Source organism: Vibrio sp. A11, assembly GCF_013048705.1.
GTDB classification, from domain to species: Bacteria; Pseudomonadota; Gammaproteobacteria; order Enterobacterales; family Vibrionaceae; genus Vibrio; species Vibrio metschnikovii.
Genome location: NZ_VHSI01000018.1, coordinates 1 through 20,261, shown reverse-complemented (window position 1 = coordinate 20,261; position 20,261 = coordinate 1). Strand labels below are relative to the sequence as shown.

The following is a 20,261-nucleotide window of genomic DNA, read 5'->3' as shown; positions in this document are numbered from 1 at the left end:
GTTCGAGAGCAGAAAGTCAAGCCTAAATAACAGGCAATAGATATGAAAATAGATCTCCACAGTCATACGACTGCTTCAGACGGTCGATTTAGCCCTGAGCAATTGATCGATCGCGCGTTAGAATTTAATGTCGATGTATTGGCGATTACCGATCACGATACCATTGATGGTTTAGCTCCAGCCCGAGCCTATATTGAAGCTGGTCAGCATCCGATTACGTTAATCAACGGTATTGAGATTTCCACGGTATGGCAGAATAAAGATATTCATATTGTTGGGTTAAATATTGATCCCGATAATATCGCTCTCACTCAATTAATTGCAGAGCAAAAACAGCACCGCGTGGGGCGTGCTGAGCTGATCGCTGAGCGGTTAGCGAAAGTGACGAGAGAAGGGGTATTGGAAGACGTTAAGCGGATCGCTGGTGATGCACCTATCACTCGTGCTCATTTTGCCAAATGGCTGGTTGACCAAGGCTACGTCAAATCCATGCAACAAGTGTTTAAAAAATACTTAACCCGTAATAATCCCGGCTACGTGCCGCCCAACTGGTGCAGTATGAGTGAGGCTATCAGTGCGATTCATGCCGCTGGGGGACAGGCGGTTTTAGCCCATCCAGGGCGATATGACTTGACGGCGAAATGGCTTAAGCGCTTAATTAGCGCATTTGTTGAAGCGGGAGGTGATGCTATGGAAGTGGCACAGCCTCAGCAAGCACCGCAAGAAAAGCGCACCCTTGGTGATTACGCAATACATTTTAATTTACTCGCTTCGCAAGGCAGCGACTTTCATTATCCCTCTCCTTGGATGGAGCTTGGGCGAAATCTTTGGTTGCCAGCAGGCGTTGAAGCGGTTTGGAAAGAGTGGCAGCACCTGCCAAACCAGAGAGTCGTGAGACTCAATGAAGAGGAATAATCATGAGCCAATTTTTTTATGTTCATCCTGAAAACCCACAAGCACGTTTAATTAACCAAGCGGTTGCGATTATTCGTAATGGCGGTGTTGTCGTCTACCCAACGGATTCTGGCTATGCGTTGGGTTGTCAATTAGAAAATAAACAGGCTTTAGAGCGGATTTGTCAAATTCGTCGTTTGGATGATAAACATAATTTCACATTATTATGTCGCGACTTATCGGAGTTATCTTTGTATGCACGAGTCGATAATACCGCGTTTCGTTTGCTCAAAAATAACACACCGGGCCCCTATACCTTTATTTTCAAGGGCACCAAAGAAGTCCCTCGTCGTTTAATGAATGTGAAACGCAAAACCATCGGTATCCGCGTACCAGATAATAAAATTGCTCTCGATTTATTAGAGGCGTTAGGTGAGCCATTAATGTCCACTTCGTTGATTCTTCCTGGCAAAGAAACTACGGAATCGGATCCGGAAGAGATTCGCGATCGCTTAGAGCATCTCGTTGATGTGATTCTCAATGGTGGGTATTTAGGGGAACAACCCACCACGGTGATTGATTTCAGTGAAGATGAAATGGTTGTTGCACGTTTAGGTGCAGGAGACCCAACCCCATTTCAATGATCGCATCAGTCACAAAACGGATGCTTTTTGTTGGATTATTTGCAATAATATTCGACCGCGATTTTAAGATCGCATATTGTCATTCGACGTCTGAGAAGACGACATCATAGGTAGATAAATGAGCGAAAAGTTACAAAAAGTTTTAGCACGTGCTGGTCATGGTTCTCGTCGAGAGCTTGAAGCTCTGATCCGAGCTGGACGTGTAAGTGTTAATGGCAAGGTAGCTATACTCGGTGAGCGTCTAGAAGATGAAACCGCCGTAGTACGTATTGATGGGCATGCCGTTTCTGCTAAAGCGCCAGAAGAAGTGATCTGTCGTGTGCTGGCTTATTATAAGCCGGAAGGTGAGCTGTGTACTCGTCACGATCCTGAAGGTCGTCGCACCGTCTTTGACCGTTTGCCGAAAATTCGCGGGTCACGTTGGATTTCAGTTGGACGTCTTGATGCCAATACTTCCGGTTTACTATTGTTCACTACCGATGGTGAGCTGGCTAATCGTTTGATGCACCCAAGCCGTCAAGTAGAACGTGAATATTTAGTTCGAGTTTTTGGCGAAATTAACGAAGAAAAAATTCGCAACTTAGTGCGCGGTGTGCAGCTTGAAGACGGCATGGCTCGTTTTGAAGATGTTATGTATGCGGGTGGTGAAGGTATGAATCATACCTTCTATGTGGTGATTAACGAAGGGCGTAATCGCGAAGTTCGCCGTTTGTGGGAGTCACAAGGCACCACAGTAAGTCGTTTGAAGCGCGTGCGTTATGGCGATATTTTCTTAGATAAGAAATTACCGCGTGGGGGATGGGTAGAGCTCGATCTTAAACAAGTTAACTACTTGCGTGATCTCGTTGAACTACGCCCAGAAAAAGAAACCATGCTGGATGAATCGAAAGATAATACATCGCGCAAACGTGAACGTTCACGTAGTCAGAAGATCCGTCGTGCTGTGAAGCGTCATGAAGAGCGAATCACGACCACCACCGCTAAACCGAAAAGCCGAGTGACTAACGGGACAACGACCGGTGGTTCGACAGGCAATGCACCTACACGTGCTCGTCGCAAACCTGGTTCAAGTACTCGTAATAGCGCACAAGAGCAGAGCTCCCGTCAGGGTACCCGCGCTCCGAGCGGTAAAGCTAAAGCGCCACGTCGCCAAGGCTAAGCGCATTTTTTGTTATTGAATAGGTTTATCCATAACAAAAGTAGCACTTGACCTTTAGTTAATGATTGAAAAATCCCGAGCAATGCTCGGGATTTTTATTTGTTCATCAATAAGATTACTGTACCGATGGGGCTGAACGTTGATGATAGTCAACCGTGATACCGCTATCGTTAATATCGATGACAAACTGAGTAATCACATTACTCGTTGATCCATGCATCAACTCTTCAGGTAACTCTTCGCCACTGAACTCTGCGGCTAATCGCATGGCTTCCATAAAGCGTGGCATATTAACATCAAACTGAAACAGACCTTTAGCCGTTAATGGTTGTTTTAAGATAGCTTCTGCGGAGGTTGCTGATTGGGCACCAGAATAAAGAGCAAGGTGTTTATCATTAAGCCGAGCAAATAGTGGCGTTTGCATCCCTGTTTCAGCACTCACCAGTGTCGAGAGATCAATCGGCTCTCCATTGGCTTCAAGCGTCAATTGCGCTAATTCTGGCACGAACATCTGAGCGCTGAGCAAGAGGTTTTCTGGTTGATTAGCTGAAAGAGTGAAAAGAAAATCGAGTTTATCCCATTGTGGTCCAAAAGGATGCTCTGTATCCAAGGTCAGGTCATTCAGCGCAAAATGCATACCTTTGACACTGCTTAGCATACTTGCCCCTAGACTGAGCATTGTCGCCGGGTTTTCATCGCCTAAACTTTGTTGAAAATCTGCCAAAAAATCACAAGAGTAGCTTGGTTGACGTAAGTCATTCCAAATGCTACCAACAGAAGTGGCTAATTTTGAAACATCTAAACCCAGACCGATAGAAAAAATACGCTCTGTGGGATCGGTCACTTCAGGTAAAAAGCCACGTATGGCTTTGAGTGCATTAATGATCACTTGGTTATGGCTTTCAATAACCAATTTACCCTTGATCGCCGCTTGTCCATTATGCATGCTATATTCAGCAAGCCCAACGGTACGTGGCCAGTTACGGGCAATGGCTGCTAACTCTGTTTGACAATTGGGGTGACGAATTTCATCAAGAAATGGTTCAGAGGTCTGTTGTTGTAATACCTCCAGCTGACGAGCAATACGGTTACTGGCTGGTTGGGTGAGACCTTGGATAATGGCTTGATGATCTAAGTAAGCATAGTTGCTGTATTGTTGACCATATTTGGTTTTCAGCTCGCTAAAACGATCGCTTTGCGCAAAAGAGAGTTGTGGTTTTTCAATGCCTAAAGCTAATTTAAGCGGGTTTTCTTCACCAAGCATTGGCAGATCAAGCGTAAAGGTCGCGACTTGATTACCTACCGCAATGATCAGACCAATATCTTCATCCTCTTCTTCAGTGAGTCGATAACGGCGATAAGTGACTTCACCGAATTGGCCAGCTTGGTAGGCTGCCCCTGTTTCTTGTTCAACTTGCGAGATGGTTCGCCAAAAAGCGTCGCTGTTTTCGAGCTGAAGCTTATACACAGGAACTAAGCCTAAGGTATACATCACTGGCTTAATGTTATCCGGTGTACCGAGGTAGGTTTTCAGAGTCTGTTTATCAACAGCACTTTGTAAATAACCATCAAGATATTGAATAATAAAGGCTTGCTCTGCGGTGAGATCTCTATCATCAAGATAGTCGTACAAACTCTCTTGAGCATTACCGAAGGCATGTAGATATTGATAATGATCGTAGTTTGCGGTAGCGAAAGAGACAAAAGCCGATTCGGCTGGGATCAGAGTCAGTAAAGGATCGATGTCACTATCGGTTTTTGGATCAAGATGGTAAAAGTAGCCACCCGCCGCTGCCGTGGCAGCAATGGCAGTGGCAAGAATCAGTTTTTTCACGGTCAACTCCGTTGTGTCCCTACGATGAATCGTCAATAAACCGAGATTAAAGAGGGCATAGTGATGATTGAAATAAGTCGCCCTACGTTATGTAGGGCGAGAATAAAAACCATATCATATAGTAATAACTATGCTATTCAATACGTTGTTTATTGATTGCTTATAAAGTTTGTTGCAGTTGAAAGTATCGTCCTTGTTGAGCGAGTAGTTGGTCATGATGACCTTGCTCGACGATTTCCCCTTGATCAATCAGGCAAATCGTATCCATCGACTCTAGAGCAACCAAACGGTGAGTGATAAACACCACCGTCTTATCGACAAAATGGGTTTGTAGTAAGGCCATAATTTGTTGCTCAGTTTGCTTATCTAACCCTTCGGTAGGCTCATCAAGCAGCAAAATTTTTCCGTTATGGAGCAGTGCTCTTGCGATACCAATCCGGCGTTTTTCACCTCCGGAAAGTTGACGTCCACCATCGCCAAGCCAAGTATCTAATCCTGGGCCATCGAGCAATTTCTCTAGCCCGACTTGATGAAGTAATGGTTCTAATTCACGGTCGGTTACATCAGGCTTAGCCATCAGAAGATTATCACGCAAACTGCCATTTAGAATATCAACCCGTTGACTGACGACACTGATTGCGCGGCGTAAATCGCTCTCTTGCCACTCTTGCAAACGAGTTCCACCAATAGAAATGCAACCTTGTGATGGATCCCAATAACGACACAGCAATTGAATGAGTGTTGATTTTCCCGATCCGGTTTGACCCACAATCGCCACTTTTTTACCAGCAGGAATCGTGAGATCAACCTTATCAACAACGGTTTTTGTACTGTCAGGGTAAGCGAAACTAACCTGATTAAACTCGATATCCAATTGATCAGCATGTTGAGTGGGTGACAGGGGGAAAACCACGTCGGGCTTACTAAGAATGATTTCATTTAAGCGACGAGCGGAGGTTAAGGTTTGGCCTAAATACTGAAATGCACCGGCAATCGGCATTAATAATTCAAAACTGGCCATGGTCGCAAAGGCCATTAAAGCAATCATTGGATCGGGCGCTTGACCATTGACGCCATCCGCCGCCAACCACAGCATTAACAGCAAGGCCCAGCCGTTAGCGAGAAGTAATAGGGCTTGTGCAAGGCCAGTATAATGGGTATTGACCTTTTGATTGTATAGGAGCTTATCTTGGGCAATAAAAATCGCATTGCGGTAGCGCTGCTCAGCATTAAAAATAACCAGTTCACTATAACCTTGCAGCCAGTCTAGCGTTGCAATACGCATCTGCGCTTTATGTTCCGTTAACGCTTGACCATTACGTTTACCTAGCAGGTAAAACAAAGGCGGCCAGACGAGCAGTAACGTCAGTAAGATAGCCCCTAACGTTAACCCCAAACTCATATCAAACCAACAGAGTAGGGCGGTTAATGCGCCAATCCCCAAAATACCCACGGTTACTGGGTTAATGAGTCTTAGATAGACATGATCCATCGCATTGATATCAGCGACTAAGCGATTGAGCAAATCCGCATCACGCAGATTATTGATTCGTCCGGGAATCAAGGGTGCTAATTTAGTAAAAAAGAATACTCGCAGATCGGTCAGCAGTTTAAAGGTGGCATTATGGCTAACCACTCGCTCACCCCAGCGGCCTGCTGTACGCTGCATAGCAAAGCCGCGGACAAAAGCCCCAGGTAGCATATAATTAAACGTTTCTCGGGCAATGGTTAAGCCTGCTACCGCTGCAGCCGATAAAAACCATCCTGACAGTGTTAATAAACCGATTGAGGCACAAACCGTAAAAAAGGCCAGTAACATACCCAGTGATAAGCCAAACCAATGTTTTTTATACAGCTTGAGATAAGGCAATAATTCACGCATCTAAATTCCCCTTATCGGCTTCTTTTCTAGTTTGGTTTGCACTAAGCATGCGAGAAAAGAGTCCTGGTTGCTGACTAAGTTGATGAAAATTACCTTGTTGAACGATCTGTCCCTCTTGCATCACTAAGATTTGATCGACGGAACGTAAAGGTTCAAGTTGATGAGTCACAAATAGCGCCGTTTTATCACTAATTTGTTGTGTTAAGCTGCGCATAACCAGTTGCTCACTTTGTGCGTCTAAGCTGGCAGTTGGCTCATCTAAGAGCCAAAATTTGCCGTTCTGTAACATCGCTCTCGCCAGTGCTAGGCGTTGAGCCTGACCGACGGATAAGCCACCAGAGCGATCACTGATTGGGTAATCTAATCCATGTGAGTGAACAAATTCGCTAGCAAAAGCCTCATCTAATACTTTTTGTAGCTGTTTATCGTCGATACTTTCTTTACCTAAAGTGACATTGTCACGAATGGTTCCGTGGACTAAAAGCGGGTTTTGTCCAATCCAACTGATTAACGCTCGCCAAGAAGCATGGTCGATTTGACTTAATTCCGTACCATTAACGGTTAAACTGCCTTGATAAGGCATAAAACCAAGCAGGGCATTGACTAGGCTGGTTTTGCCTGCGCCACTTGGTCCGACTAACGCCGTGGTTTGACCATGGGTTAATTGAAAAGAGATCGGACCAACGAGCGTTTTTCCTTCTAGGCTTAACACGGATAAATCTTTGGCAATAATCTCGATAGAAGGGGCATTGGCCATAGAGTGATGGCCTGATTGGACTTGTTCAACATCGATACTTAAGAAATCCACCATACTTTCAGCGGCAGCAATCGCTTGTTGTTTGGCATGATAAAAGGTGCCTAAATCACGTAAAGGCTGATAAAACTCTGGGGCGAGGATCAAAATAAATAATCCTGCAAATAAGGTCACGCCAGTACCGTAATATCCAAAATTGAGTTCACCGATAAAGCTAAAACCAAAGTACACCGCGGTGATGGCAATCGATACCGAGGCAAAGAACTCTAATACTGCGGAGGATAAGAAAGCAATGCGTAAGATATCCATGGTTCGTTTACGAAACACTTCCGAAGCCCCTAGCATTTGATCGGTTTCTGCTTGGGTTCGATCAAATAAACGGATCGTCGTCATGGCCTGTAAACGATCATAAAAATGACCGGATAAACGTTGCAGCGCTTTAAAGTTTTTCTTGCCTGCATCAGCGGCTTTCATGCCCACTAAAGCCATAAATAGCGGAATAAGCGGAGCGGTGATCAAGAAAATTAATCCTGCCGCCCAGTTGACTGGGAATACCACCACTAAAATGATAAAAGGGATCAATACTGCCAGCGCCATTTGTGGTAAATAACGAGCAAAAAAGTCATGCATTTCTTCGACTTGTTCAAGCGTTAAGGTTGCCCATGCTCCGGCAGGTTTACCTTTAATGTAGGCTGGTCCTAAATCACGAAGTTTATTAAAAATCAGTTGCCGAATGTAGGTTCTGATCTCTTGACCAGCACGAAATCCAGCCATTTCTCTCGCCCATGAACAGCCAGCGCGCAGTGCAATGGTCATGGCCAATAAACTGAAATGCGTGACTAAGGCTTGTTTATCTACCTGCTCGATGATTAGCTGGTGAAGAATACTGGCGATCAAGGCGGCTTGCCCGAGCAAGAGCAAGCTCGAAATAACGCCTAACCCAATAGCAAGCATTAACCAACGTTTGGCAAGTTTGCTTTGCTGTTTGAGCCAAAGATTGAGGCTGCGTTGCTTTTTCTTATCCATTTTAAAGGCTTATTGATCATTATTATGAAAGGTAAGTCGGCTAGTATACAAAAGAAAACCCAACGGATATACCGCTGGGTTAGTCAGTTGTCACACAGGAGGCACAATCGATGGTTTTTTATTTGTTATTGAGGCTATCAAGGTAGCGCTCAGCATCGAGTGCGGCCATACAACCTGTACCAGCCGAAGTGATGGCTTGACGGTAATTATGATCCATCACATCTCCCGCAGCGAAAACTCCAGCTACGCTCGTTTGAGTTGCATTCCCTTCTAAGCCAGATTGGACCCAAATATAGCCATCTTTCATATCAAGTTGACCTTGGAAGATGTCGGTATTGGGTTGATGACCGATAGCAATGAAAACTCCCATGACATCGAGTTGTTCGGTTTGATCAGATTGTGTGTCTTTTAAACGAACGCCGGTCACGCCCATCTCATCGCCAAGCACTTCATCTAACGTGCGGTTGGTATGTAGAACAATATTACCGTTGTTGACTTTATCCATTAAACGGTCAATAAGAATTTTCTCTGAGCGAAAGGTATCTCGACGATGAATTAAGTGAACTTCAGAGGCGATATTGGCAAGATACAAGGCTTCTTCGACAGCGGTGTTACCGCCACCGACCACCGCGACTTTTTGGTTACGATAGAAAAAACCATCGCAAGTTGCACAAGCAGAAACCCCTCGGCCTTTAAACGCTTCTTCAGAAGGTAGGCCTAAGTATTTTGCGGAAGCACCGGTTGAAATAATCAACGCATCGCAAGTGTACTCTTGGCTATCACCTTTCAAGCGGAAAGGGCGCGTTGAAAAATCGACCTGATTAATATGGTCAAATACAATTTCAGTTTCAAAGCGCTCTGCGTGTTGCTTCATCCGCTCCATTAAATTGGGTCCGGTTAATCCTTCTGGATCGCCTGGCCAGTTTTCCACTTCCGTGGTGGTCGTAAGCTGACCACCTTGTTGCATCCCAGTGACTAACACTGGATTTAGGTTCGCACGCGCTGCGTAAACGGCAGCGGTGTAGCCAGCTGGGCCTGAGCCTAAAATAAGTAGTTTACAATGCTTTACATCGCTCATGATGACTCCGCTGTGAGTTCTAAAAAGTTAATCGATTGTAAGGAATAATGTTCGGGATGAAAAGCCATATATCCCCTTGCTACTTGAAGCCGTGGTGTGAGCTGCCTCCACCACTGGCCACATCAAGTTATTAGAGGTTCGCTAGGGGATGACTAATGAATCGGGTTGATGACCGAGTTTTTTCCATTGGCGATACAACATAAAACCCACCAGTAAGGATAAACAGATATTGGACAGCGGAACCGCGAGCCATACGCCATTTAAACCAAAGAAATGGGGTAAAACCAACAAAAAAGGAATCTGAATCATCATATTACTCATGGTAATAAACGTCGCTTTATTGCCTAATCCTAAGGATTGAAACCACGTTGCGGTTAAAATAAGAAAACCGTCTAAAAACATGGCACATAAAAACAACCGCATTGCCCATGTGGTGGTGGAGAGCAGTGCTTCATCGCCTTGAGCAATAAAAAATTGTGCAAAGAAACTGGGTGACCATTGAATCGCCAGAACCAGGAAAATACCACTGCCTAGGGTAAATGCGCTGGCGATTTTAAACGTTGCTTTGACGCGTTGTTTAAGATTCGCACCGTAGTAAAAACTGGTCAGAGGCTGCATCCCTCCTGCAGTGCCTTCGGCCATCAGATAGTAAAAAGTCAGTAAATAACCAGCAATACTATAAGCAGCAACATGGATGGCTTGACCATGTTTGAGCAGCAGCATGTTGTGCAGCACAATAGAAAAACTGATATATAGGTACATCAGCATACTCGACAAGCCGGTTTTTAGAATGTCGAACACGGCTTTGCTTTGCCAGTGAAAAGCTTGTTTTGAGATAGGTAGTTGGCTGCGACGGCTCAGTAAATAGTTTAAACAGATGGCGACGGAGATCAGCTCCCCCAGTAGAGTAGCAATCGCTGCCCCTTGCAATCCAAAACGGAAATAACCAATAAATAGGGCGTCCAAGGCAATATTACTGATCGCACCAATTCCCATCGCGAGTGTTGCTAAACGTGGTGCTCCGGCGTTACGTACTAACAGTGGTAAGGCAATACTGCCGAGAACAATCGGAGCGCCAGCCATCATCCAATACAGATAATCTGCTCCTTGTAAGTAAGCTCCATCTGTTGCACCTTGAAAATGCAAAAACATTGGACTTAGAAAGTGCAGTGCAATGCCTAGCGGCAAGCCGACAGCGACCAGTAATAGTAGGCCGTGGATCAAATAATTAATTGCAGACGAGGTTTCACCTGCGCCCATTTTTAACGACGTATGAGCCCCTGCACCCATGCCAATCATCATACCAAAGGCGAGTAATACGCCGACAAATGGCCAGGCCAAACTGATCGCCGCTAAGCCATCAGCCCCAATAAAGTGACCAACAAAAATACCATCGACAATTTGATAGGTACCACTGACCATCAATGCGGCAATCGATGGCAAGGTGTAGTGCCAAAACGCTTTACCGACAGAAGTGCGCTGTAAATTTATCATGTTGTTTCTCAATTAATAAGGACGAGAGGTGAGCTGAGGCGGCTCCATGCCCCCAAGATCTAAATCACGACAAGCTTTCATTAACAACTGTTCTAATTGTCTCAACTCATCGCTGGTTAATGTCTGTTGAAAGTGCACAATGGCGGAGTGATACACCTCTGCTTCATATTCTTGCATGGCCAACATTTTTTCACTCGGCAACAGACGCTGTGCTCGTGCATCCTCCATGCAAGGTTCACGAATGATATAACCTTGTTTTTGCAGCTTATTGACCATGGCACTCGCTGAAGCTTTGCTCACCTTCATCTGGTCAGCCAATTCGGTTAAACGAATGCCCTGTTCCGCATAGGCAAGTAAGGTATAGATATACTGCAATTCACTATTGGTTAACTCTAAATGACCATTATGTTTTGCTTGTTCACGCCAATGATGCCATAAGTGCCACTCTAAGCGCTGTAGGCTATGCCTTAAGTCCATAATTTACTCTTGCGTTTATCTTTTTAGTTAGTCTAACTAACAATTTCTGTGGTAACAAGAAAATCATTATTCAATCCATGTAACGACAGGCGAGTCGAATGGAATGAATGGTTAGATTACGCTTCAATATTCTAAGGCGGTGGTTTGTGTATAACTATTTGTTTTAATTTAAATTTTATTTTTCTTGGTGTGTGAGTCTAAAATTTGGGCTATGCAATGTTAATTTTTGGTTTATTAGTCTAATTTTAATGTTTTCATTAGTTTTTTATTTCTTATTGTTGCTGTCTCTTAGGGTTTTTTGTCTGCTTGGCTTGAATAAAGCGTATTTCTGCGTATTCTTTATGTAAATATAATGTTAATCAAAAGTGTCTGGCATGTGTTTTCATTAAGGAGTCAATAATGTTATCTGCACATGAAACAACCCTACAAATTACTCATTTAAGTCCAGAGGCAACACGCCAATTAGCGCCATCGTTTGCCACGCTGCCCCATACCGAACATGCTGATGGTAAATACCGCTTGCGTCGTTATTCGGTGATTCAGTATCGAGATGGTCAAGTGGTTTCTCTTGGAAAAAATGAGTTTGTGCAAAGCGAGGATATTAACCATTTTCAAGGGAATATTGTTCGTCAGTTTGAGCCGATTCTTGCAGAGACACTCAATAGTGAGGGAATGCGTGAGGTATGCGAGTTATTTATGCAGGCTAATGAGTTACCGAATGGGCAAGAGATAGAGATTCATCAAATTCGAGTGACGGCGATTTATGATGAAACTCAAGTCGCTCCAGAAGGCGTTCATCAAGATGGGTTTGATCATATCGCCTTAGTCAGTATTGACCGCTATAACATCGTTGGTGGTGACATTATGCTTTACAACGACTGCCATGAAGCGCCATTTTTCCGTAAAGTGCTTGATAATGGTGAGGTGGCGATACTCGCAGACAGTAAGTTATGGCACAACGCGAGTCCCATTCGCTCGGTGGATCACACTCAAGAAGGGCACATGGATGTTTTTGTTCTAACCGCTAAGGATGGTCGCCATGAGTTTCACTCCTGAGCAAGCACGGGTGCAGTTTTCTGCTTTAGCCCAGACTCACCATGATCGGCCAGTGTATTTCTTTGATGGACCCGGTGGTTCTCAGGTGCCTCGCTCAGTGCTACAAGCGATGACGGATTATCTGGGTCACTTTAATTCTAATCTTGGTGGTCACTTTTTTTCGAGCCAGCGGACAACGGATCTCATGTTACAAGCAAGAGAATCGGCTCAAGCGCTACTCAATGCTGAATCGTCGGGTAACATTGTCTTCGGTGCGAATATGACCTCCTTGACGTTTCAACTCAGTCGCAGCATCAGTCGAGAGTGGCAAAGGGGTGATGAAGTGGTTGTTACGGCCTTGGATCATTATTCTAATGTATCGAGCTGGGAAGAGGCCGCACAAGATAAAGGGGCGCTTGTTCATCAAGCAAGGATCAATCCTGAAAACGGTACGCTGGATATTGATCATCTTTTAAGCCTAATTAATGCTCAAACAACTTTGGTCGCGTTGACTTATGCGTCTAATACGACGGGTTCAATCGTCGATGTCAAAAGGGTTATCGAGGCAGCTCACGCGGTAGGGGCTCAAGTGTTCATTGATGCTGTGCATTATGCGCCGCACCATTTAATTGATGTCCAAGATTTGGAGTGTGATTTCTTAGTCTGTTCGGCGTATAAATTTTTCGGGCCCCACATCGGTATTGCCTATATCCACTCTCAATGGCTACACAGTTTGCAACCTTATAAAGTGGAGCCCGCAACCAATATTGGTCCCGGCCGATTTGAAACGGGAACCCAGAGTTTTGAAAGCTTAGCAGGCTTAGTGGCTGCGATTGATTATTTGGCTCAATGGGGAGAAAGCGGTGCGCCTTTACGTCAACGTTTGGCGCAGAGTTTTGCACAATTTAATCAACATGAGCAGCAGCTGAGTGGTTATTTTCTGCGTAAATTACAACAATTACCGCAAGCTCAACTGTATGGTCGATGGGAAGCGGACAGCGATAAGCGTACACCGACGTTCGCGATTCGTATCGCTGATCATTCACCAGAATGGATAGCCAAGACATTAGGTGAACAAAATATTTGTGTCTGGAATGGCCATTTTTATGCGCTAGGTTTGATTCGTCAACTAGGCTTAGAAGCGAAAGGTGGAGTGGTGCGAATTGGTTTAATGCACTACAACACCGTTGAAGAAATCGATCAGCTTTTTAACGTATTGGCGCCATTGGTTAAGCCAGTATCGCTCGTCGAGTAACGCCGCCAGTCGCCATCGGGCAAACTTGTTTGCTCGATGGCTCTCTGGATTATTTCCGATATTATTCGTTGTAACTCACTTCTACTTCGTAAGCGGTGTATTTGCGAATATTGATCACGCCGCTATCAAAAATCAGATATTGACCTTTAATACCTTGTAACACACCACTAACTAATGGCTGTTTATCAAAATTATGGGAAGTGATTTTAATCGGATGTTGTTCAACCGGATAACTGATCTCGGTACCGCTCTCATTCAACTCAATTACCACATCATCTCCAAATTGTTGTTTTAATTCGGTAATTTTTTCTGCTAATAATGGTGTTAACTTTGCAGCGTGTTCGGCTAAGGGCAGAGGTTCACCATCTCCTTTCAGTAGCGTTCGCCAATTGGTTTTATCAGCGATGTGTTTAGCCAGTTCGACTTCGAGTAAGCCTGAAATATGTCGTGTTTTGACTTTGTACAGCGGTAATCCTTGAGTGGCTCCTTGATCTATCCAGCGCGTCGGAATTTGATTATGGCGAGTGATGCCGACTTTTAAGCTCGAGGTGTTGGAGAGATAAACGTAATGATCGACCATGCAGTGATTTTGTGCCCATTCAGGTTCACGGCAGGTGCCTTGTCCAAAATGGCAGGTCTCTGGTTTCATGATGCACATATCGCAACTAGCAAGTTTCTTCATGCATACAAAGCAATGACCTTGAGAGTAACTTTTTTTGGTCTTTTTGCCGCATGAATGGCAAAAAATATTACCCGTATGATGAAGTGTCAGCGTTTTGCCGATCAATGGATTAAGGTCGATCAGGTGCTCGCCAACGGGAAGTTGGTAATGAACCGTTTGATGATGTTGAGCGCGCATTTTTTGTAATACGCCGCGAATAGTTAAAGACATGACATCGCTCTTTTTTGTAGTGTTATCCCTTACTGACCGAAACTTACGTTGCTTATGAGCTAGTTAATCAACGGATTATTGAGACCCGTAAGCCAGAGCATAGGTTATTAACGGCGTGTTTTCGGTCGTTTGGGTTTAGAATTATGTGATTACTTTTGAGTCCAATCAGACTCATCGACAGTGTTCTCGCTTAGTGTACCATTATCACGAGATTCAGACAGGATAGGTTCTTTGGGACCTAAGAACCTTGGTTGCGTATCGAGGAAGTAAAGATCTAAAACCGCTTTGCTTCTTGCGAAGACTTCACGTAAACGTACTTTGTATCCTAGATGATTTTTAGGACCGGGAACGGCTAGACAAGTGGCGTTAATCTCGTGATGTTGAGCGATAAAGAGCGCACGCTCGCAATGAAAACGTTGAGTGACGATCAAGAAATCATCGGTATCAAAAATGCGTTTCGCCCTGACAATCGAATCTAAAGTACGAAAGCCAGCATAGTCGAGATAGATCTGCCCATCGGGCACGCCCGCTTTGAGTAAATCGCGTTTCATCGTCCAAGGTTCGTTATAAGAACGATGAGCATTATCGCCGCTCAGAAGAAAATAATCGGTTTTATTGAGTTGATAAAGCTCAATCGCCGCTTCAATACGGTGTAGATAATAATCGTTTAAGGTGCGCCCAAGGTACTTACTGGTTCCTAGCACCACCGCGACATCAAATTTGGGTAATTTATTGATATCGCTAATAATATGCGGTTGAGTTTGCCAGCTTACCCAGCGGTCGATAGAAAAAATGACGGCTACGGCTATCAGGAAAAGCAGCATCAGCAAGGCTACGCCGCGGAGAAACCAACGTAAAAGCGTTTTCAGTCGGCCAATCATTAAATTTGTCGGTTTTTTTGTGCCCATAAACCTATCACAATAAAACTGATCATGATGATACTAAACATCATGCCTCGCTCTAAGTTGGCCAGTGTGCGAGTTAAGTAAGGGCTGGCTTTGACAATCAGTAAGCCATAACCAAACGCATTGACGATAATAAAGACTAAAGTGCGGACAATAAAATGCTGGTTATGCATCAGGCGACGCAGTAACGCATTCACCTCTCCGCCTAACATCACCAACCAACAGGCAATCAATGCCATCGAGATCTCAGCAAGATAGGGGGCCAGATACTGACCGGCTGGGGCAAAAAAACTCATCATATCGGTGCTCTAGTGATTAAAGCCTCGGAGCTGCTAACGTTGCACGACAAAACAGTGCAAAAATTAACAGCTCCTATTAACGCTTTGTTCAACGGGACGAATTAAAAAGCGGTACGCTTGTAACGACGATAAGCAGGTTGCCAGAAATGCTGTTCAATGGCAACGTCCAAAGCTTCATCCGTAATTTCTAACGCAACACCTTGTTCTATGGCTTTTTTAGCGACAGCAAAGGCAATTTTCTTCGAGACAGAATGAATCGATTCTAGCGGTGGCAGAAGTGGACCGTGACCATTAATCGCTAGTGGTGAGCAGAGTGATAAAGCTCGGCTCGATTCCATTAACATTTCATCAGTGACTCGTTTCGCTCCTACGGCGAGTACGCCTAAGCCAATCCCAGGGAAGATGTAGCTGTTATTACACTGGGCAATGGCGTACGTCTTACCATCATGGATGACGGGAGCAAACGGACTACCAGTGGCGACTAACGCTTCACCATTGGTCCAGTGAATAATGTCGGCAGGCGTCGCTTCAACTCGACTCGTCGGGTTAGAGAGAGGAAAAATAATCGGTCGAGGGCAATGTGCATGCATCTCTTTGATCACTTCCTCACTGAATAGGCCTGGAGCGCCTGAAACACCCACCAACACGGTTGGTTTGGCATGACGGACTACATCGACCAATGAGTAACCATTACCTTCAGAAGTCCAATCTTGAGTATTGTCTTTTTTCTGCACCAGACGCTGTTGGAAATCAAGCAGATTCGGCATCCCTTCTTCTAATAGACCCCAGCGATCGACCATATAGACTTGTGAACGAGCTTGAGCGTCGGAGATCCCTTCGGAGACCATCTGGGCAATAATCGCTTCAGCAATGCCACAGCCAGCAGAGCCTGCCCCTAAGAAGGTGATCCGCTGTTGTGATAATTGGCTACCTGCCGCTTTACAAGCCGCCAGTAGTGAGCCAACGGTGACCGCCGCTGTACCTTGAATGTCATCATTAAAGCAGCAAATGCGATTTTTGTAGCGTTCCAACAGTGGCATGGCATTTTTTTGCGCAAAATCTTCAAATTGAATTAACGCATCTGGCCAACGATGTTGTACCGCTTGGATAAAATCTTCGACAAAGTTATCGTATTCGGCTCCGGTGATCCGAGGATGACGCCAGCCCATGTACATTGGGTCTGCTAAGCGTTGCGGGTTATTGGTACCGACATCCAATACGATAGGTAAGGTATAGGCGGGACTGATTCCGCCACAAGCCGTGTAAAGTGATAATTTACCGATTGGAATGCCCATACCTCCAATCCCTTGGTCGCCAAGGCCGAGAATACGTTCACCATCAGTCACCACAATCACTTTAACGTTATGGTTTGCGGCGTTATTAAGCAGATCGTCGATACGATCTCGGTTAGCGTAGGAGATAAATAGCCCACGACCACGACGGTAAATATTAGAGAAATTCTCACACGCAGCGCCAACCGTCGGGGTGTAAATGATCGGCATCATTTCAGAGATATGGTTTTGTACTAAACGATAGAAGAGAGTCTCGTTGGTGTCTTGAATATTACGTAGGTAAATATGCTTATCCATATCACTTTCAAAGCTGCAATATTGTTGATAAGCACGGACCACTTGTTCTTGAATCGTTTCTGTCGATTCTGGAAGTAAGCCTTCCAAGTTAAAAGATGCACGCTCTTCGGCGCTAAAGGCACTGCCTTTATTCAGTAAAGGGGTGCTGAGTAGCGCAGGGCCAGCATAAGGAATATAAAGCGGACGTTTATCGTTATTCATTTGGTGCCTATGTAGGGTAGGTGGGAACAGATGGTTAAAAATGATAGCGGCTTATCCGCTAAGTTGTAAATAGATAAGCCTTTCCGTTTAAGTGATTATTTTCATTATAGACTTAATTAAAGGTTAAATCGGTCACTCTCGCGGACTTTTTGATGGATAACCTTCTGTTGACGAGAAGAGTACCAATCAGAAACATAGTCGGTATATAGTGTTACAAGTTTGATTTTTTATATTCCAGTTAGAAGAGAATACTTCCCATAAAAGATTGTTTTTACATATCGTATTGCTATATAAGTGTTCCTGCATAATAGTAAGCCCGCTAGGATAGATTTTTACATTGAGGTAAACATGCAACAATCACAACGAGTTTCTGTCGTGTTTGATTATGCGAGCTTTTTAGGAGCATCGTGTACCAAACGATGGAATTTTTCTGATGTATTAGCCTCCTTTGCTCCCATTTTCGGTACCGTCTGGCAAGATACCGTTAAACAGAGTAAAACCCATGAAGAGCGACTATGGGATTTGGCCTTAAGCACGTTATCTAGCCGTCGAAGTGACGAAGCCAATCTCATCGCATTGCTCAAACTGGCTAAAGCCGAAGGGATAGAAGAGCTAACACTGATCATGCCTTATGGATTAGAGCCAGCGCAGGTTCTGTTGATCGAGCAAAGCGCCGAGGTTAAATTACAGCCCGCTCAGGGGGATGAGTTTTTGGTGATCGTTAACCCCGCTTTGCCCGTGAGTTAGCGCTTTCATTATCATCCGCACCCATCGATCAGATGATGAGTGCGGGTAAAAAACAGCGTTAGACAATCAAATCGTATTGGTCACGCAATATAGCGATGATCTCTTGTTTAGGATGGCTACTTAGTTTGATAGGGTGGCCGACAATTTTTTCTGCAATGCCTAAATAGGTGCGCGAAATGTCCATCAGTGCTTCTACCGGAAGCGCATTATTTTGTGCCAATGCTTCGCGCTCTGTCATCCGTTCTTTATTGAGTAAAATATCTGGGTCAGGGAAGTAACCAAGCAAAAATTGGCGAAAGCCTTCTTTTGAATTTTCGACGATTTGGCCTTTTTGATAATATTCGGTGTCCCAAATGCGCGAAGAGTCGGGCGTACCAACTTCATCCATATAAATCAGTTTTTCTTGTCCATTGGCATCGGTAACATAACCAAACTCAAATTTGGTATCAACAAACTGTTGCCCGATGGCTTTTAATGCTTCACTAATCACGCTAAAACCCTGTTTAAGCAGCGTTTCGTAATGATCAATATCAGCAGGATGAGTAAAGTTAAATGCAGCGAAATTCTGTTCGATATCGTGTCGAGTGATATTCACATCATCGGCTTCAGGAATACCAGGGATCCCAGTTAAAATACCTTTGGTTGATGGCGTGATCAGTAGCTCAGGGAGTAGGCTATCTTTTTCCAATCCATCAGGCAGAGCAATACCACAAAATTCGCGTTCACCTTTAGCGTAAGCACGCCACATCGATCCAGTGATGTATTGGCGGCAGATCGCTTCGATTTTAATCGGTTTGGCTTTTTGGACTATCCACACTAAAGGGTGAGGAATGTCGACGATGTGACTATCGGCTAACCCTTGTTGTTTGAAAAGGCTAAACCAATGGTTAGAAATAGCATTGAGCGCCGCGCCTTTACCGGGAACGCCTTTTAATCCACCTTCTGCATGCCAAATACAATCAAAAGCAGAGATACGATCGCTGATCACCATAATTGCCAGTGGTGCATCTTTGGCAATCGGATAACCTTTTTCTTGGATCAATCGCTGACTGTCTTGTTCGGTAAGCCAGTAAACCGAGCGGACTTTACCGCTATGTACAGGCAAGTGGGTACGAATGGGGAGGTCGTCATTGACGGCAAGAACTTGATCAGCAAGACTCATGAAACATTCCTATCTGGATTAAACAGCGTTGACAAGAAAGACCCTCTGGTTTGTCAACCGACCATTGGGTCTTGTTTATGGCACGCATCATACCAGAACTATTTTCTGTCGCCATATAAAAAGCAAACGTTTGCCTTGGTGGGTTATTGATAGATTCAGTCTCTGCTCGGGGTACCGTCGTTAATGAAAGACCGGCGAGGTTTTGTTCAGGAAAAAAACTTCACATTGGTGCTGTTTCGCCATGTGTTGTAAACGGCGTTGATTTGCTTTATCGATACCTGCCGAAGCAACAATAGCACTGGCATTGCCTGATTGAATCGCTTTGAGCACAATGTCTATTTCAGAACCTGAACGTGAAGCTTTCATATGAATAATTTTATGGCACTGGATCCGGTGCATGCTTAATTGTTGATAGTGAGGACGCGGGCATTGTGCCGTATAGAGAATCCATTGGTGTTGCTCGGATAGCTGAGCTAATCGAGACAACATAGGATAATTGAGCAGTGGTACGCTGTGGTGATTGACTGTGCAAGTCTCGTAAATCGTGTCTGAATAATGGAAGGTAGTGTTAAGCATAATACTGTCCTCATATACATGCTGTATGTATGTACAGTAGTCGAGGCGTGGATGATGATCAAGTGGTAAGTGTGTTCGTTTTTAGTTCATTTCTGACATTTAGTCGTCATTTTTATCCTAGATGATTGATAAATAAGCGGTTGTTTTTTGAACGAGAGAGTAGATGAAAGATGTGAATTTGTGATCAAATTTACAGTTTGTTGAGATGAGAGATGAAAAGGGAATTTATTTAAAAAAAATATCCTCCGGCATAGCCGGAGGTTTTTCATATGCGCCTATAAGGCTTTCTTACAAGCAGCGCCCTAACAGGCGCATCACGATCTGACATTTGCATATGACGATTACTTACGGCCCGTAA

Annotated in this window: 18 protein-coding genes; 6 read left to right on the top strand and 12 right to left on the bottom strand. The window is 44.4% G+C overall.

What is annotated here, in order from left to right; translation table 11 throughout:
* Positions 1–42 precede the first annotated feature (42 nt).
* The 3 genes from FKQ60_RS15145 to rluB all read left to right on the top strand — a co-directional run bounded on the left by FKQ60_RS15145 (position 43) and on the right by rluB (position 2,697).
* Positions 43–915 carry a PHP domain-containing protein gene (locus FKQ60_RS15145; protein ID WP_170904835.1) on the top strand — a complete coding sequence of 291 codons (873 nt, stop codon included), beginning with the start codon at positions 43–45 and terminating at the stop codon, positions 913–915.
* Between the two features lie 2 nt (positions 916–917).
* The gene (locus tag FKQ60_RS15140) at positions 918–1,538 is read left to right on the top strand and encodes an L-threonylcarbamoyladenylate synthase (protein ID WP_004395461.1); all 621 of its coding nucleotides are present in this window, start codon (positions 918–920) and stop codon (positions 1,536–1,538) included.
* A 118-nt stretch (positions 1,539–1,656) separates the two neighbouring features.
* Positions 1,657–2,697, top strand: a complete 1,041-nt coding sequence (gene rluB / locus FKQ60_RS15135; protein ID WP_004395460.1) for a 23S rRNA pseudouridine(2605) synthase RluB — start codon at positions 1,657–1,659, stop codon at positions 2,695–2,697.
* A 115-nt stretch (positions 2,698–2,812) separates the two neighbouring features.
* On the opposite strand, the gene FKQ60_RS15130 is transcribed toward rluB, so the two are convergent.
* The 6 genes from FKQ60_RS15130 to FKQ60_RS15105 form a co-directional block, all read right to left on the bottom strand.
* Complete coding sequence (locus FKQ60_RS15130) at positions 2,813–4,531, bottom strand: hypothetical protein (RefSeq protein WP_170906696.1); 1,719 nt, start codon at positions 4,529–4,531, stop codon at positions 2,813–2,815.
* A 160-nt stretch (positions 4,532–4,691) separates the two neighbouring features.
* Positions 4,692–6,413 carry a cysteine/glutathione ABC transporter ATP-binding protein/permease CydC gene (cydC, locus tag FKQ60_RS15125; RefSeq protein WP_170904832.1) on the bottom strand — a complete coding sequence of 574 codons (1,722 nt, stop codon included), beginning with the start codon at positions 6,411–6,413 and terminating at the stop codon, positions 4,692–4,694.
* Positions 6,406–8,193, bottom strand: coding sequence for a cysteine/glutathione ABC transporter permease/ATP-binding protein CydD (cydD, locus tag FKQ60_RS15120; RefSeq protein ID WP_170904831.1), 1,788 nt, complete (start codon positions 8,191–8,193; stop codon positions 6,406–6,408). The genes cydC and cydD overlap by 8 nt, the downstream gene beginning before the upstream one ends.
* Positions 8,194–8,311: 118 nt before the next feature.
* Positions 8,312–9,271: a thioredoxin-disulfide reductase gene (gene trxB, locus FKQ60_RS15115; RefSeq protein ID WP_158138323.1), complete on the bottom strand. Its 960-nt coding sequence runs from the start codon at positions 9,269–9,271 to the stop codon at positions 8,312–8,314.
* A 141-nt stretch (positions 9,272–9,412) separates the two neighbouring features.
* Positions 9,413–10,765, bottom strand: coding sequence for an MATE family efflux transporter (locus FKQ60_RS15110; RefSeq protein ID WP_004395455.1), 1,353 nt, complete (start codon positions 10,763–10,765; stop codon positions 9,413–9,415).
* Between the two features lie 12 nt (positions 10,766–10,777).
* Entirely contained in the window at positions 10,778–11,242 is a 465-nt protein-coding gene (locus tag FKQ60_RS15105; protein WP_158138325.1) for a helix-turn-helix domain-containing protein, read from the bottom strand.
* A 399-nt stretch (positions 11,243–11,641) separates the two neighbouring features.
* On the opposite strand from FKQ60_RS15105, the gene FKQ60_RS15100 reads away from it, so the two are divergent.
* The gene (locus FKQ60_RS15100; RefSeq protein ID WP_170904830.1) at positions 11,642–12,298 is read left to right on the top strand and encodes a 2OG-Fe dioxygenase family protein; all 657 of its coding nucleotides are present in this window, start codon (positions 11,642–11,644) and stop codon (positions 12,296–12,298) included.
* Positions 12,282–13,532, top strand: a complete 1,251-nt coding sequence (locus tag FKQ60_RS15095) for a cysteine desulfurase-like protein (protein ID WP_170904829.1) — start codon at positions 12,282–12,284, stop codon at positions 13,530–13,532. Before FKQ60_RS15100 ends, FKQ60_RS15095 begins: the two co-directional genes overlap by 17 nt.
* Positions 13,533–13,593: 61 nt before the next feature.
* Here the strand turns inward: FKQ60_RS15095 and FKQ60_RS15090 are convergent, their stop codons facing one another.
* From FKQ60_RS15090 to FKQ60_RS15075, 4 genes are all read right to left on the bottom strand, one after another.
* Complete coding sequence (locus tag FKQ60_RS15090) at positions 13,594–14,424, bottom strand: DUF2797 domain-containing protein (protein WP_170904828.1); 831 nt, start codon at positions 14,422–14,424, stop codon at positions 13,594–13,596.
* A 149-nt stretch (positions 14,425–14,573) separates the two neighbouring features.
* The gene (locus FKQ60_RS15085) at positions 14,574–15,332 is read right to left on the bottom strand and encodes an ElyC/SanA/YdcF family protein (RefSeq protein WP_161425621.1); all 759 of its coding nucleotides are present in this window, start codon (positions 15,330–15,332) and stop codon (positions 14,574–14,576) included.
* On the bottom strand, positions 15,305–15,628 hold the full coding sequence (locus FKQ60_RS15080) for a DUF3392 domain-containing protein (RefSeq protein ID WP_161425622.1): 324 nt from the start codon (positions 15,626–15,628) through the stop codon (positions 15,305–15,307). Before FKQ60_RS15080 ends, FKQ60_RS15085 begins: the two co-directional genes overlap by 28 nt.
* A gap of 101 nt (positions 15,629–15,729) precedes the next feature.
* Positions 15,730–17,418 (bottom strand): NAD-dependent malic enzyme, encoded by a 1,689-nt coding sequence (locus FKQ60_RS15075; protein ID WP_004395448.1) that lies wholly within the window; start codon positions 17,416–17,418, stop codon positions 15,730–15,732.
* Between the two features lie 348 nt (positions 17,419–17,766).
* Here FKQ60_RS15075 and FKQ60_RS15070 point away from each other — a divergent pair, with 348 nt between their 5' ends.
* Positions 17,767–18,165 (top strand): transporter, encoded by a 399-nt coding sequence (locus tag FKQ60_RS15070; RefSeq protein WP_154168420.1) that lies wholly within the window; start codon positions 17,767–17,769, stop codon positions 18,163–18,165.
* A 58-nt stretch (positions 18,166–18,223) separates the two neighbouring features.
* On the opposite strand, the gene FKQ60_RS15065 is transcribed toward FKQ60_RS15070, so the two are convergent.
* Both FKQ60_RS15065 and FKQ60_RS15060 read right to left on the bottom strand, forming a co-directional pair.
* Positions 18,224–19,327, bottom strand: a complete 1,104-nt coding sequence (locus FKQ60_RS15065; protein ID WP_170906695.1) for a phosphoribosylaminoimidazolesuccinocarboxamide synthase — start codon at positions 19,325–19,327, stop codon at positions 18,224–18,226.
* A 180-nt stretch (positions 19,328–19,507) separates the two neighbouring features.
* The gene (locus tag FKQ60_RS15060) at positions 19,508–19,903 is read right to left on the bottom strand and encodes a SulA-like leucine-rich domain-containing protein (RefSeq protein WP_154168416.1); all 396 of its coding nucleotides are present in this window, start codon (positions 19,901–19,903) and stop codon (positions 19,508–19,510) included.
* Positions 19,904–20,261 lie beyond the last annotated feature (358 nt).